The sequence below is a fragment of the Ekhidna sp. genome (genome assembly GCF_965212185.1).
Taxonomy (GTDB): Bacteria; Bacteroidota; Bacteroidia; order Cytophagales; family Cyclobacteriaceae; genus Ekhidna.
Genome location: NZ_OZ243102.1, coordinates 4,140,912 through 4,155,766, shown reverse-complemented (window position 1 = coordinate 4,155,766; position 14,855 = coordinate 4,140,912). Strand labels below are relative to the sequence as shown.

The following is a 14,855-nucleotide window of genomic DNA, read 5'->3' as shown; positions in this document are numbered from 1 at the left end:
ATTTATTTTATCTTGCCTGAATGGATCCGATCGATCAGGTCACATTAAATTTTAGCGAGGCTAACCTATTCTACCTCAACTTAAGCCTCGGATTCATCATGTTTGGGGTCGCTATTAATCTTCGATTAGAGGACTTTATTCGAGTGATAAAAAGTCCCAAATCTACCCTTGTCGGCATATTCTCTCAGTTCCTCGTGCTGCCGTCTCTTACCTTTCTGTTGGTATTGATCATTCAACCTCGTCCAAGTTTCGCTTTGGGCATGATGCTGGTTGCGGCATGTCCAGGCGGCAATATATCAAACTTCATGACTGCAATGGCCAGGGGTAACACAGCTCTTTCTGTAAGTTTAACTGCAGTTTCAAGCACACTGGCGATCATTATGACACCTCTCAATATTACATTTTGGGGAAGTCTATATCCTCCAACTGCATCTATCCTCACTGAGGTTAGTCTGGATTTTTGGGAATTGTTTAAGACCATCACCATGCTACTATTGATTCCAATTTTCCTGGGAATGCTCTTAAGAAAATGGAAGCCAACCATTGCCGATAAGCTTCACCCGATTATGCATTACAGTTCCATTGCCATTTTCGCTGGAATTGTCATTATGGCCTTCAATGCGAATTTTGATTTATTTATTGCACATATTCACTTGGTCGTATTACTGGTTTTCGCCCACAATGCGTTTGCCTTGCTAGCAGGGTTCAACCTGGCCCGGGTTTTCAAGCTTCAATTACAGGATCGAAAATCAATCGCTATTGAAACTGGCATTCAAAACTCTGGCCTGGGACTAATTATAATCTTTGGTTTTTTTGAAGGGTTGGGCGGTATGGCGATCGTGGCAGCCTGGTGGGGCATATGGCACATTATATCAGGTCTCTGTCTGGCGTATTTTTGGAACAGAAATGCAGACGTCAGCCCTTCAACAGTATCAAATATTTAGTAGAGATGATAGCAGCCAAGTCTCATCATCTCAGAAAGCAAAAAGGATTCTGACTAACCAATTGATCCCTTGATGATTACGACAGATTTATTAAAACCCGCGGTGTGGGTCAATAGCAAATTATTTCCTTATTTTTGCCGACCTTATAAAAAGAGCATTTAGAAGATTATGGCACTAATAGGCATACTGAGAAACAAGATGGGTAAGATCGTGGTGGGAGCTATCATGGTCACTATGGTTGCATTCATAGGCACAGATTTAATCGGTAACTCCACACTTTTGGGAGGAGGAGATAACCCGGATATTGGAGAGATTGCCGGAACAAGCATCTCAAATACTCAGTTTCAAAACAAGGTAGACGAGCTATCATACAATTTTGCTATCAATACTGGTAGAAATCCACTTCAACAGGAAACTGATCAAATTAGAAATCAAGCATGGAATGCACTGATTCTTCAAAACGCATACGACAAGCAGTTTGATGAGCTTGGCATTGTTGTTACCAATGATGAGTTGGTAGATATGGTTCAAGGCAGCAACATTAGTCCTCAAATCCAACAATTTTTTGCTGATCCACAGACAGGATTTTTCCAAAAGGAGAATGTAACTGCATTCCTTTCAACACTTCAGCAGGCTCCACCTCAACAAAGAAATTCATGGATTGCCTTTGAGCAATCATTGGTTCCTAGCAGAAAGCTTGAGAAGTATTCGAACTTGTTTACCAAAACAAATTACGTAACTAAGTATGAGGCCAAAGATGAGTACATCAGCCAAAATGCTACAGCTTCGGTAAGCTACATGTTTGTTCCTTTCCTAAATGTTTCTGATTCTTCAGTTAGCGTTTCTGATAGTGAATTACAAGATTATCTAGACAGCAATGAATCCGAATTTCAGCGTGAAGAAACTAGAAACATGGAGTATGTCATTTTTGACATCATTCCATCTGGAGCCGATTCTGCAGTTGTTGCAGGTGAAGTTGCAGATTTTAAAGAAGCACTCGCTCAGGCTACCAACGATTCAAGTTACGTGAGTATCAATTCTGACGATCCATACCCATTCATTACTTATGGGGTAGATAACCTTCCGGCATCACTTCAAGGTCAGGAAGTAGGGTTTGTAACAGAACCACAAATTGTAAATGGAGCATACGAATTCTATAAGCTTTCCCGAATGGATGAACCTGCCCCAGACAGCATCCTTTACCGGGTGGCAAAAATGAAAAAAGAGTTTTTCGTCTCTGATGAAACAATCAATGAAATCTACAGACAAGCTGATTTGTTTGCAGCATCTGCAGGAAACCTTGAGGAATTTAGAAAACTAGCTGCTGAACAAGAGTTAAACATCAGAACGGCAAATCGAATAGGAAAAAATGCACAGCGTGTTGGACCAATTGTTGAAGCCAGAAGTTTAGTTCTATGGTTGTACAATGACGCTTCCACTGGTGCTGTTTCCGACGTGAAAGAAGTCGGTGATAGATACATCGTTGCGGCTATGACTTCTGAACAGGAAAAAGGAGTGGCTAACCTTGACGAGGTTAGAAATCAGGTAGAAAGAAAAGTAAGAAATCAAAAGAAAGCAGAATCCATACTTAACACTTTGAATGGACTGGATGCTTCAGATGTTGAATCACTCGCAATTGCTTACGGAGATGATGCTAAAACTGGTTCAGTAGACTTTCAAATGTTCTCAAACAGTATCACGGGAGTAGGATATGCTCCTGAAGCCATCGGTTTATCATTTGCTTTGGAAGAAAGAGAAATCACAAAAGCTTTCGATATTCAGGATGGTGTCATTGTCATTCAACTTGACGCAAAAGACATTCCTGCTGATTTGGACAACTACTCATCATTCGCTCTTCAGGTTTCTCGTCAGCGACTTGGTCAAAACGCGATGGTAGCAGACTTCCCACTATCATACTTCCGATTATTTGTTCCAAGAAAAATTGATGAAGCAGTAAAAGAATTCGCTGAGATTGAAGACATGAGATACAAGTTCTTCTAAGCAGAATTAAAACATTATAGAAAGCCATTCCGAACTTTATCGGGATGGCTTTTTTTATACTTGTATAATTAAAATGAATTTATGAGTTGGGACGAAAGAGCATTTGTCGAAAAACTGGAAGGAACCCATCATTTTCCAGATAACTATACCTTCAAGTTCATTGTAAAACCGGAACACCAGACCAAAGTAGAATCATTGGTGCCTGGCGCTCTAATAAAATTAAAGCCAAGTTCAGGAAACAAATATGTGAGTGTAACACTTAGTAAGAAGATGAACTCCAGTCAAGAAGTGGTAGAGGTGTACAAAGAGGCAAATAAGATTGAAGGAATTATCGCATTATAAAAGATGAATTATGAGCTGGACTGAAGAAAATAACAAACTGAAGAAAACCTTTGAATTTAAGGACTTTGTTGAAGCCTTTGGTTTCATGAGCAAAGTTGCGATTGTAGCCGAAAAAATGAACCACCATCCGAATTGGAGGAACGTTTACAATACGGTGAGCTTCGAACTGAACACCCATGATGCAGGTGATGTAGTGACGGAAAAAGATCATAAGCTGGCGGAGGCGATTGATGGGTTGGTATAGAACGTAATTGCGAGGAGGAACGACGAAGCAATCTTATGGTTTGTTAGTGCCTGGTATCAATGAGATCGCTTCACTGCGTTCGCGATGACGGTTCTTTTGATTGCAATGGCGTTTTATTAAATCTGTCCTCCGAGAATCATTCTCTGTGTTCTTTGTGGTTAAAAATCTAACTTAGCTTTATGACCATAGAGCCTGGAAAACTATACCTCGTCCCCACTCCGATTGGTAACCTCGCTGATATGACCTATCGTGCAGTTGAGGTTTTAAAACAGGTAGACCTCATACTGGCGGAAGATACCCGCACTTCAGGCATTCTTTTGAAGCATTATGAAATCAACACCCAGGCTCAGAGCTTCCATGCGCACAATGAGCATAAAAAGGTAGAAGAAGCAATCTCAAAATTGAAAGAAGGTAAGTCGATTGCACAGATCTCCGATGCAGGCACTCCAGGCATTTCAGACCCTGGATTCTTGCTTGTGCGAGAAGCATTAGCCAATGAGATTCCGGTAGATTCATTACCCGGTGCAACAGCTTTTATTCCTGCGTTGATCAAATCTGGATTCCCTTGTGACCGTTTTGTTTTCGAAGGTTTTTTACCCCACAAAAAGGGTAGGCAAACCAGAATTGAGTCAATAAAGGAGGAAACCCGCACAGTCGTTTATTACGAGTCTCCGCACAGACTCCTAAAAACCTTGCAACAATTCAAAGAAATTTTAGGGGAACGAAACGTTTCGGTTTCCAGAGAGTTAACAAAGAAATTTGAAGAAACCGTAACGGGTTCCGTAGATGATGTGCTCACCTACTTCAGCACTAAATCGATTAAAGGAGAATTTGTCATCGTATTAGAAGGAGTGAAATGAACCTTGAAAGCATAACTGAAAAGGTAGCTGCTGTAGCCATGAAAACCGGAGGATTCATCCGACAGGAAAGAAGGCGATTTTCCTACGATGAAGTAGAGTTTAAAGGAGATAGCGACCTGGTTTCTTATGTAGATACTGAATCTGAGAAACAAATCATTTCTGCTTTAGAAAAAATCCTTCCAGAAGCTGGCTTCATTACTGAGGAAGAAACTACCGCTCAGAGCCAGAAGGAATTTACCTGGATCATTGACCCATTGGACGGGACCACCAATTTTGTGCATGGCATCCCCAATTACTGTGTAAGCATTGGCTTGCTGCATGAAGAAAAGATTGTTGCGGGGGTTGTGTATGAAGTAGCCAATGACGAATGCTTTACTGCATGGAAAGATGGGGGGGCCTATTTGAATAAACAACCTATTCGTGTTTCGCAAGCAGAATCATTTTCTGATACCGTTCTGGCAACTGGTTTCCCCTATTACGATTTTGATCGATTGGATGAATACTTGTTGATACTTCATCAACTCATGGAGTCGACTCAGGGTCTCAGACGAATGGGAAGTGCTGCTGCGGACATGGCATACGTGGCATGTGGTAGATATGGTGGATATTTTGAGTACAACCTCAACTCATACGACATAGCTGGAGGAGTCATCCTGGTAAAGGAGGCAGGAGGAACTGTCACGGATTTTCGAGGCGGGGAAGACTACATTTTTGGGCGGGAAATCGTTGCAGGCGGAGCGGTACATCCTCAGCTTTTGCACGTAATCAAAAAATACTGGTAGGATTGTTGTAGCTTCATCTGCTAAATTTATAACGATGAAGACTCTCACTATGCTCTTGATCTTTCTAATGGCTGCCTGTGGCGGCAATGAAGGTTCTAGTTCCTCAATGGCGGATATGGAAGCAGCTCCAATGATGGAGATGTCCGATTCCGATGCAGGAAGCTCCTCTCTGCGCAAAGTGTCGAATCAATCTCAAGAGGATCCTGAAATCGAAAAGAAGGTCATCAAAAACGGAGGACTTTCCTATCGGGTAGAAAGCACCCAAGCAGAGTACCAGCGACTCAATAAATTGTTGGAAAAATTTGATGCTTATATCAGCTCAGAGAATGAAAACAAAGGATATGATCGGGTGAATTACAATGTGAGCATCAAGGTACCACCGCAAAACTTTGATCCAATGATCACTGATATTACCAAGGATAAAAAGCTGGATAACCGATGGGTGAATACCGATGATGTAACAGAAAGGTATTATGATCTTCAGTCCCGAATTGACAATAAGAAAAAATTAGAGGAGCGTTATTTGGAGATACTCAAACAAGCGAATAAGATCACCGACATTCTGGAAGTGGAAAGAAACCTGAATCAGGTGCGATCAGAGATCGAATCACTTCAAGGACAATTTAAGTTGCTAAGTCATCAAATCAATTTCAGCACCATTGATGTATCATTCTACCAATTGATTCCATACGAACTGGATCAGGAGCAGCGCCCCGGTTTCGGTACTCGTTTGGTTAATTCCATTACCGCCGGTTGGCAGGGATTTCTTACTTTCCTGGTTTACGTGTTAGCTCTTTGGCCATTTGGTTTACTTGCTGTCGGCGTTGTTTGGGTGGTGAAGAAAGTAAGAGCTCGTAAAAAATAATTAATAAACATCCCCCTACCTACACTTGTGGCTGACTCACCCCCCTTCAAAGGGGGAATATCCCCTTGAGGGGATTATAGGGGTGTTATTCAGAATGTATCTAATTTTGTTGGATGAACAAACCCAACATACGCGTCGGTTACGGATATGATGTACATGCCCTTGCAGAAGGTGTGGATTTCTGGATTGGAGGAATCAAGATCCCTCATTCTCATGGAGCCTATGGTCACTCGGATGCAGATGTACTAATCCATGTGATTTGTGATGCACTATTAGGAGCTGCTAATATGCGAGACATTGGCTTTCATTTCTCTGACAAAGACCCAAAATTTAAAGGCATTGATAGTAAGATTTTACTGAAAGAAGTTGTTCAAATCATTGGTGAAAAAGGGTATAAAGTAGGGAACATTGATTCAACCGTATGCCTGGAAATGCCTAAACTCAATCCTCATATTCCAGAAATGAAAAAGGTCCTGGCTGAAGTAATGGAAATAGAAGAGGAAGACATTTCCATCAAGGCAACCACTACTGAAAAGCTAGGGTTTGTTGGAAAAGAAGAAGGAGTGGCTGCACATGCTACTGTTCTGATCTATAAAAATTAGGTCATTCAGAATCTTAAACCGACCTTGAAATAACCTCCTCAGATGTCAACCCATAGAGTGGAGGGGTATCAACTCCCAATATGGCCAAATACATGTAAAGCTGTCCTCGATGATGTACCTCATGCTCAATTAATGCGCGCAACCATTTCCAAACGGTGATCATAACGCCTCCTGGTGTTTCGCATTTCATTTCCATGTCATCATGGCTCAAACGCTCAAATACCTCTCGTGATTCCTTTTGCATTTGAAGGTAAAAATTTATGATGGCCTCCTTCCTTTCAGCCAGTTCGATTCCGCATCCCTTGTATTTGGAAGGTTTCAATTGAACATTCTCAACGTACATGAAGCGTTCAATAGCTGCCATGTGTCTTATTTGGTCACCAATGGTGAACTTCCCCTCCTTATAAGTCCACTCAATCTTATCTTCTGGAATAAACTCAAACAATCTTGCTGTTCTTGCTTTTACTTTGTCCAGGTATTTAACAAAGGATTGACCATCATATATTTCCATTGCATCAATTTTAAGTTTTAAGATAGCACATGATCAAGATCATTACTACCGAAGATGGTTCTCACAGCTTATTTGATGAGGAACTGAACGAGACCTACCACTCCACCAGAGGAGCCAGGGGAGAATCCATGCATGTGTTTATACGTGAGGGACTTGAACATTGGTTGTCAGGAAATCAAGCGACTGAGATCAGAATTTTGGAGATTGGACTGGGAACCGGCTTGAATGCCTTTCTAACTGCTCAATTTTCGGCAAGACACAGCCAAAAAATTCAATTCACTTCTTTAGAACCGTACCCAATTGACAAAGAGATTTATCAGAATCTGAACTTCTTCAGGTCCGAAGAGGAAAGGGGATTGCTTTTGAAAATTCACGAATCTAATTGGGAGAAAGAATCAAAGATTTCTTCCAATTTCATCCTACAAAAAACAAAATCAAAGCTCGAAGACTTCACCACTTCAAGCTCATTTCACATCATTTACTTCGACGCATTTGCACCCAGCAAACAACCGGAAGTCTGGTCATTGGAGAACCTTAAGAAATGCTTCTCACTGTTAGATAGAGGAGGAATACTCACCACCTATTGTGCACAAGGTCAATTCAAACGCAACCTCGTAGAAGCTGGCTTTGAGGTTGAAACGCTACAAGGAGCCATGGGCAAGAAGGAAATGGTTAGGGGAATAAAATAGTAAGCCGATCAGAAGACCGGCTTACCAGGAAACCTATTTTACAATTACCCCGCTATTATCTTTAAATCTCCCGGTAATTAACCAGCCCCCGAAATCTTCTGAAACAGCCATCAAGAGCTCATTTTTGCCTTTTTTCAAGTCAAGGTATATCCCATCAAATAACCCTACCGTACCCAGGTATCGGTAGTCTCTACTTCGCCATTTATTGTTTCCCCAATAGATGGGTTTCCCGTTTAGAATGGCTACTACCCTGTCACTGTAACCAAACTCAAATAGTTTCATTTGATCTTTTTCTGAGGTAATGGTGATTTTTGCAAAAACGGTATTGCCAGGCTCGCCATTATATAAATTTTGGATTCTGGAAATATTAGCAGCAGTCCCTTCATCTACTTTTATTTTCCCTTGCCACCTCCTGTTCGCCAGAGCCTCTTCGATATTGTTTGGGTTTTCAAGAAGCTTTTCCTCAAACATGTCCGAAATTTCCCACTCCTGGATCAAATTGGGAATAGCTTCCCTTTCAATTGGGCTAAAATCGGCAAGATCAGGAGCGTCGAATGAGACTTTGATGTTGGCGATATGAAAGCCAGACGAGTTACCCCCTCTTATGATGATCTTGCCGGATTCTGGTTTATGAAATAGATCCCAGGAGAGGTTTGGTTTGTCACTATTATCCAGATATACCTGAGCCTTATCTTCATTTACTAGAATCTTTATGTGAGTCCAGGTATCATAATTGTATTTGTAAGCAAACGAGTATCGGGGGCCAAAATACAGTTGCCATGGTGAAATGTTTTTGGTTGTCGGTGCTGCCTGATTCGCATCCGGATTTCCGGATTGGTGAGGTCGAACATAGAACTGCTCGGAATCTCCAGTCTCGTTATTTGCCCGGAAGTAAACCCCGGGGAAGGCCTGTTCTTCCTTCAGTTGTATGTCAAATTCAATGATGCCATTTTTAAACTTTTTATCCTTAAGAGTCATAGAGCCTGACTGGAGATATATTGCGTCTGATCCCAGATGTTTTTCAAGAACATAGGCACGCGCTTGAATTTCCCAATTGTTCGTATCAATTGGAATAATTTGTCCTTTTGATCCTATGCTAAAAAGGAGAAGCGCTATTGTGAGTTTTACTTGTGTTTTCATACCACAACCTTACGCATGGTTCAAAGGTTAAGTAATGGTATCTGTAGACAAGTTGATTCAATGTGATTCATGGTTGTTCAACTCATGGATGTTTAACACTTTTGGAAGATGTCAGATAACTCAGAAAAGTATATCGCCCGATTAAGGCATGAGGTTGAGGAACTTCTTAACTGGGGAGCTGTGAGCGGTTGGCATAGTAAAATGTTTGATGAGCTTTCTGAGAAAGTTTTTGAGTCAACACGAGTAATGCTCAGTGTGGCGACACTAAAACGTTTTTTTGGTGTTGTGAACCACGATGGAGCTCCAAGCATCACAACGCTTGATGCTCTTTCTCAGTTTGTGGGCAAGGAGAACTGGCGTGCTTTTAAAATGGCCGACCCAATTAAAAGGAAAAAGGTAAAGACCCCACGGAAATCAATCTATGTGACGATTGGATTCATTCTGGCATTAATCTCCATAAGCCTTGTTGGCAATAAGCGTCCAGAGGTAGTTATTAATGCTTCTGAGTTTTCGTTTTCAAGTAAAGTCTTGAGCAAGGAGTATCCAAATTCCGTGGTATTTGATTTCAATATCCCCTCTGACCTAAGGACAGACAGCTTACATATTCAGCAGTATTGGGATCCTACAAAGACGATAGTTATTCAAAAAGAACAAACACAAGCAACAGGGATATACTATTTTCCCGGATACTTCAGAGCGAAGCTTATGGTGGATGGGAAGGAAGCCCAGGCTCATGACCTTTTCCTGAAAAGTGAAGGCTGGCTGGGACTGATCGAATACGCTTCAACACCAAAATATTTTGAGCCGGAAATTGACGGCACTGCACTTTCTTTTCCGGAAGAGATCAAAAAGGAAATAATAGCGCGTGAGAAACCTGTTGTCTCTTCTTTTCATTTTATCGATGACCTGGGTCGGGTTTCAGGTGACAACTTCTCCTTTTCTGCAACTGTTAAAAATGTATTTGATGATCGATGGGCAGTATGCCAGGCCATGAGTATTTATTTCATTGGGTCCACAGGTGCCATGATTATCCCGTTTTCAAAGATTGGGTGTAGTTCTGATAATAATCTGATGCTCAATGACACTTATTTACGTGGCAAGGAGTACGACCTGTCTTTCCTTAGTGCAGATTTTACTGACCCTGTTGAATTGAGTATTCAGGTAGAAAAAAAGCAAGTATCCATCCTTATTGGTGGAAAAGAAGTCTATACTGAAGCTTACAAGGAATCCATGGGGAAACTGGTAGGTGCTCGCTTTAAATTCAAAGGCCTGGGAGAAGTTTTAAATTTCGAACTGAAGGATCAAAACGGTGAATTGGTACTGTTACAGTAGTCAGAAAATTTATGAACAAGATTGAACGATCTTGTTTTACAGATAGCCTTTGACTTGTCTAACGCTTGTGTACCATTGAACAAAAATCAGGATTATGAAAGGCTCAATTTTCTTATCTCTTTATTTATTAGCAGCTATAGGATTCTCTCAAGACGTAGGCGGAAAAACCTTGGTCAGTCAGTCCAGAACCACCACTGCCAATATTGGTAAGTGTGATATCACTATCAAATATCACAGCCCATCAGTAAATGGGAGAAAGATATTTGGTGGCATAGTACCCTTCGATTTTGTGGTTGATGGAAAGGAATACCCCTGGAGAGCAGGATCCAATCAACGAACCACCATCGAATTTAGTCACCCCGTGGAGGTTGAAGGTCAGAAACTGGATTCTGGCTCGTATGGATTTCTTGTTTTGGTATCGGAAAAGGAATGGACTTTGATTTTTTCTTCAGGCAAGAGTTGGGGAGCTTTTAATTATGACAAAGCAAATGACATCATTCGTGTTCCTGTCAAAACTAAAACCATGCCCTTTCAAGAGTGGCTGAGCTATGAGTTTATCAACCCAAAATCAGAATCCGTAGATGTGCAACTCAGATGGGAGGAAACAGCTGTGACATTTAATGTTCAAACAGATGCCTTTAGCAACATCATTTCAGATATTGAAAGTAAAGAGAAAAAAGATGCCAATGATTATCAAGAGCTTGCAGTTAGAACATTAGAAGACAATCCAAACCAAAAAGAATTTGCATTGGATTATTTAGAAAAATCGCGACTTGCTTTTGATACCATGTCAAATGAATATTATCGTCAACATTACAACTTTACTTACCAAATGCTCAAAGCTGAGCTACTGGAATCTCAGGGCAAGAGGGATGAATCGAAAGAGCTTATAGAGAAAGCATGGACAACTGCAAGTGGGTTTAATATCTACTATTACGCTTTGAGGAAATATGCTGTAGAGGAAAAGAAAAAGGAGGCGCTTGCAATTCTTGAAAAAGGAGTAGAACTACATCCGAAGAATTTTCAAACGCACTTTGCATTTGGGGAGTATTACCTGAAAGAAAAAAATCAACAGAAGGCTACCGAGCATTTTAAGAAGGCGCTGGATATAACTATCGAACAAAAAAGTAGATGGGAAAACTACGCCAGATACCTTTATCTACAAAATAAGTTGATTCTTGAGCGAAATTGAATGCAGTGTAGAATTAAGGTTTCAGTTTACTCAAAAGGGACTCTGCATGTCGCTTTAAAAAGCCAATTCTTCCCCGAAAACTGTCAAAAAGATTCTTGTAGAAGTATCAAGATTCTATATCTCGAATCTGTTTTGAATTAAGCAAATAAGCACTCTTTGTAACTTTTATTTACAAACATGAGTATTATCATAGGTAATATTTACATTTATGAGGAATAATGAGCGTAACGCTCAACCTAATTAATTGAGATCGATAAGCATCCAGTTGGGTTAGGTGTGCCAATCTCTCAATTGTAGAAACGAAACTATGAAAGGAAATAATCTCGGCGAATTTGAAGAACTCATTTTACTCACAGTTGCGTCACTGGAAACGGAAGCGTATGCCGTTTCAGTAAAAGAAGAATTGGAAAAAAGAGCTAATCGAAAATCAAACATAAGCGCCATACACTCTTCACTTTATCGGTTGGAAGATAAGGGCTACCTAACCTCATCGTTTGGTAGAGCCACACAAAAGCGTGGCGGTAAGAAGAAAAGATACTTTCAAGTAACTAATGCGGGATTTGCAATCTTAAAAGAAGCAAAGGAAATGAAGGAAAATTTCTATAAAACCATCCCGCAATTGGCAATAATCCAAATCTAGAGGTGCCAGCAAGACAGAATCATATCAGTCCTCCTAAGTCAGCGGAAAAACTGCTACGTCTTATTTATGATGATGACCTCCTGGATGATATCCTTGGAGATCTTCAGGAAATGTTTCAGGATCGTGTGGAGAGCATAGGACTATTCAAAGCACGCATACACTATTATAAAGATGCATTCCTCTCGATTCGCAATTATGATCTAAAAAGAAAACGAAAGGTCATTCACAATAACTCAATCCCAATGTTAAAGAACTACATAAAAACCACATTTAGAACGCTTGCAAAGAATCAAGTGTACTCGGCGCTCAATATCTTCGGTTTAGCTCTGGGTATTGCTGCATGTTTGTTCATCGCACAGTATGTCGCATACGAATACAGCTACGACAAATTCCACTCCAATCACGAAAATCTCTATCGCGTCAAGTACATGGTTTATCGGGGAGAAGATCTGCAGATTGATTGTGCTGCAGCTGTCCCTCGTGTTGGCCCTTTCATGAAGGAAAACATGCCCGAGGTGGTTGATTTTGCAAGAGCTTTTCCAATGTCCGGAGTTTTTGAGAAGGACAACATCCAGTTCAGGGAAAAACGAATTCAAATTGCCGATCCTTCTTTTTTGAAAATATTCGATTATCCATTGATTCATGGAGATGTTGAAACTGCACTTACCGAACCGAATACAGTGGTAATTACAGAGTCTATCGCTAAGAAATATTTTGGGCGAACGGATGTAGTTGGTGAGAGCTTGAATCTTTACACCTGGATAGAAAAAACATTAGAAATTACCGGTGTAACCAAGGATGTTCCGGAAAACTCCCACTTGAAATACAATTTCCTGATTTCTTATGAGACCTTAAATAATGAGACTCGTAATGACGATGGAACTGCCTCTTCTGAGACCGCCTGGGGTTGGTATGATTTTAATACCTACGTTTTACTCAAAGATGGCACTGATCCAAAAGTATTTGACGCAAAGTTTGAGGAAATACTATACACAGAAAGAGGCGAGGATTTCGAAAAGTATAATTTCAGATCAGATTTCCCCTTGCAGCCGATTACCGATATCCATCTATACTCCAACCTATTACAAGAGTCTGAACCTGCCGAACAAGGGGATGGTGATACGGTGTTTTTTCTGGCAATCATAGCAGGATTCATCTTAATCATCGCCTGGATCAATTACATAAATCTTTCAACAGCCAAATCGCTGGAGCGTGCTAAGGAAGTGGGCGTTAGAAAATCGATGGGTGCATATAAAAAACAACTCGTCAACCAGTTTTTAACTGAATCCTTTGTCTTAAACCTCATTGCCCTGACCTTGGCAATCATCGTAGTGGTGATCGCCACACCATTATTTGGTCAGTTGGTTGACTCGCAGATGAATAGAGTTTTCTTCCTAAAACCTGATTTTTGGTTTGCTGTGTTAGGTGTTTACATCATGGGATCGCTTCTTTCGGGACTTTACCCGGCTTTCATTTTATCTTCCTTCCGTCCAATTCAGGTGCTAAAAGGGAAGATGACCACAAACAAGTCAGGTATTCTACTGCGCAGAGCGTTGGTAGTATTCCAGTTTGCTGCCTCAGTTACTCTGATAGCTGGAACCATCATTGTCTACCAACAACTGGGTCATATGAAAAAGCTGGATGTAGGATTTGATATGACGGATACCATGGTCATGAGGGGCCCCCAGGTTTTTGCAGTGGATTCACTCTTTGGAACAGCCCTTAATTCTTTCGAAAACGATCTCAGAGCCAATCCAAACATAGAGGCTGTGACAAATAGTTCGAATGTACCGGGAGATGAAATCTTTTGGACAAGAGGAATGAGAAAACAAGAGGACACGAGGGATAAAAACTTTACTGTTTATTTGGTGGGTGTAGATCAGGATTATTTCCCAACGTATGACATTGAGTTTCTAGCTGGCAGGAATTATGATAAATCATTCACTACTGACACTGGAAATGTAGTAATCAATAGAGCTACAATGGAGTATTTAGAAATTCCAACTCCGGAAGAAGCTATTGGTCAAAAAGTGATTTATGGTGGAAATAAGCGAACCATCATAGGGGTGGTGGATAACTATCACCAACAATCTGTCAAGAACAGTATCAATCCTCTCGTATTTCCTTTAACCGAGAGCAATGCTTCTTTCATCACTGTAAAACTCAAAACGGATGATTATCAGCGAGCATATGAGGAAAGTAAGGCAACATTTGATCAATTCTTTCCGGGCAACCCTTTCGATACTTTCTTTCTCGATGAGTTTTATAACAAGCAATACGCCAACGAGCATAACTTTAGTAGAGCCTTTACCTTGTTTGCTTTATTCGCAATTATTGTAGCATGTCTTGGTCTCTTTGGTCTTACATCATTTACTGCCCTTCAAAGAACAAAGGAGATTGGAATCCGAAAAGTACTCGGGGCTGATATATCACAAATTGTGATGATCCTGTCTAAAGAATTTTTAATCCTTGTAGGGATTGCAAACGTGATCTCATGGCCCATTGTGTATTTCCTCATGGACGGTTGGCTAGACAATTTTACTAGTCGTATCACGATTGGTATTTCAGTGTTTTTCATTGCGGCTGTGATGGTGGTGATAATTGCATTGATTGCTGTGGGCAATAAAACACTTTCCATCGCAAAGACCAACCCGGTTAAGGCGCTGAGATATGAGTGATCCAAAATATGCATACGGAAATTTTATTAACTT

Annotated in this window: 15 protein-coding genes; 13 read left to right on the top strand and 2 right to left on the bottom strand. The window is 40.7% G+C overall.

Annotated features, from left to right (window positions below):
- Positions 1-20: 20 nt before the first annotated feature.
- The 8 genes from ACOMC3_RS18215 (at position 21) to ispF (ending at position 6,640) form a co-directional block, all read left to right on the top strand.
- Positions 21-944: a bile acid:sodium symporter family protein gene (locus ACOMC3_RS18215; RefSeq protein WP_420317320.1), complete on the top strand. Its 924-nt coding sequence runs from the start codon at positions 21-23 to the stop codon at positions 942-944.
- A 168-nt stretch (positions 945-1,112) separates the two neighbouring features.
- A complete protein-coding gene (locus ACOMC3_RS18210; protein WP_420317319.1) occupies positions 1,113-2,945 on the top strand; it encodes a SurA N-terminal domain-containing protein in 1,833 nt (610 codons plus the stop codon).
- A gap of 81 nt (positions 2,946-3,026) precedes the next feature.
- Positions 3,027-3,287: a DUF493 family protein gene (locus ACOMC3_RS18205; RefSeq protein ID WP_420317318.1), complete on the top strand. Its 261-nt coding sequence runs from the start codon at positions 3,027-3,029 to the stop codon at positions 3,285-3,287.
- A 10-nt stretch (positions 3,288-3,297) separates the two neighbouring features.
- Positions 3,298-3,531 carry a 4a-hydroxytetrahydrobiopterin dehydratase gene (locus ACOMC3_RS18200; RefSeq protein ID WP_420317317.1) on the top strand — a complete coding sequence of 78 codons (234 nt, stop codon included), beginning with the start codon at positions 3,298-3,300 and terminating at the stop codon, positions 3,529-3,531.
- A gap of 179 nt (positions 3,532-3,710) precedes the next feature.
- Entirely contained in the window at positions 3,711-4,391 is a 681-nt protein-coding gene (rsmI, locus tag ACOMC3_RS18195; protein ID WP_420317316.1) for a 16S rRNA (cytidine(1402)-2'-O)-methyltransferase, read from the top strand.
- Entirely contained in the window at positions 4,388-5,173 is a 786-nt protein-coding gene (locus ACOMC3_RS18190) for an inositol monophosphatase family protein (protein WP_420317315.1), read from the top strand. Before rsmI ends, ACOMC3_RS18190 begins: the two co-directional genes overlap by 4 nt.
- Before the next feature lie 34 nt (positions 5,174-5,207).
- Positions 5,208-6,038, top strand: coding sequence for a DUF4349 domain-containing protein (locus ACOMC3_RS18185; protein ID WP_420317314.1), 831 nt, complete (start codon positions 5,208-5,210; stop codon positions 6,036-6,038).
- Positions 6,039-6,151: 113 nt separating this feature from the next.
- On the top strand, positions 6,152-6,640 hold the full coding sequence (gene ispF / locus ACOMC3_RS18180; RefSeq protein WP_420317313.1) for a 2-C-methyl-D-erythritol 2,4-cyclodiphosphate synthase: 489 nt from the start codon (positions 6,152-6,154) through the stop codon (positions 6,638-6,640).
- A gap of 13 nt (positions 6,641-6,653) precedes the next feature.
- Here ispF and ACOMC3_RS18175 read toward each other — a convergent pair whose 3' ends face one another.
- Entirely contained in the window at positions 6,654-7,151 is a 498-nt protein-coding gene (locus ACOMC3_RS18175; RefSeq protein WP_420317312.1) for a DinB family protein, read from the bottom strand.
- 29 nt (positions 7,152-7,180) lie between these two features.
- Here ACOMC3_RS18175 and mnmD point away from each other — a divergent pair, with 29 nt between their 5' ends.
- Entirely contained in the window at positions 7,181-7,840 is a 660-nt protein-coding gene (gene mnmD, locus ACOMC3_RS18170) for a tRNA (5-methylaminomethyl-2-thiouridine)(34)-methyltransferase MnmD (protein ID WP_420317311.1), read from the top strand.
- 33 nt (positions 7,841-7,873) lie between these two features.
- On the opposite strand, the gene ACOMC3_RS18165 is transcribed toward mnmD, so the two are convergent.
- Positions 7,874-8,980: a hypothetical protein gene (locus ACOMC3_RS18165; RefSeq protein WP_420317310.1), complete on the bottom strand. Its 1,107-nt coding sequence runs from the start codon at positions 8,978-8,980 to the stop codon at positions 7,874-7,876.
- Positions 8,981-9,088: 108 nt separating this feature from the next.
- Here ACOMC3_RS18165 and ACOMC3_RS18160 point away from each other — a divergent pair, with 108 nt between their 5' ends.
- The 4 genes from ACOMC3_RS18160 (at position 9,089) to ACOMC3_RS18145 (ending at position 14,822) form a co-directional block, all read left to right on the top strand.
- Complete coding sequence (locus tag ACOMC3_RS18160) at positions 9,089-10,312, top strand: hypothetical protein (protein WP_420317309.1); 1,224 nt, start codon at positions 9,089-9,091, stop codon at positions 10,310-10,312.
- Between the two features lie 94 nt (positions 10,313-10,406).
- Entirely contained in the window at positions 10,407-11,504 is a 1,098-nt protein-coding gene (locus ACOMC3_RS18155) for a DUF2911 domain-containing protein (RefSeq protein WP_420317308.1), read from the top strand.
- Positions 11,505-11,811: 307 nt separating this feature from the next.
- Positions 11,812-12,144: a PadR family transcriptional regulator gene (locus ACOMC3_RS18150; protein WP_420317307.1), complete on the top strand. Its 333-nt coding sequence runs from the start codon at positions 11,812-11,814 to the stop codon at positions 12,142-12,144.
- Positions 12,145-12,146: 2 nt separating this feature from the next.
- The gene (locus ACOMC3_RS18145) at positions 12,147-14,822 is read left to right on the top strand and encodes an ABC transporter permease (protein ID WP_420317306.1); all 2,676 of its coding nucleotides are present in this window, start codon (positions 12,147-12,149) and stop codon (positions 14,820-14,822) included.
- The last annotated feature ends 33 nt before the right edge of the window (positions 14,823-14,855 follow it).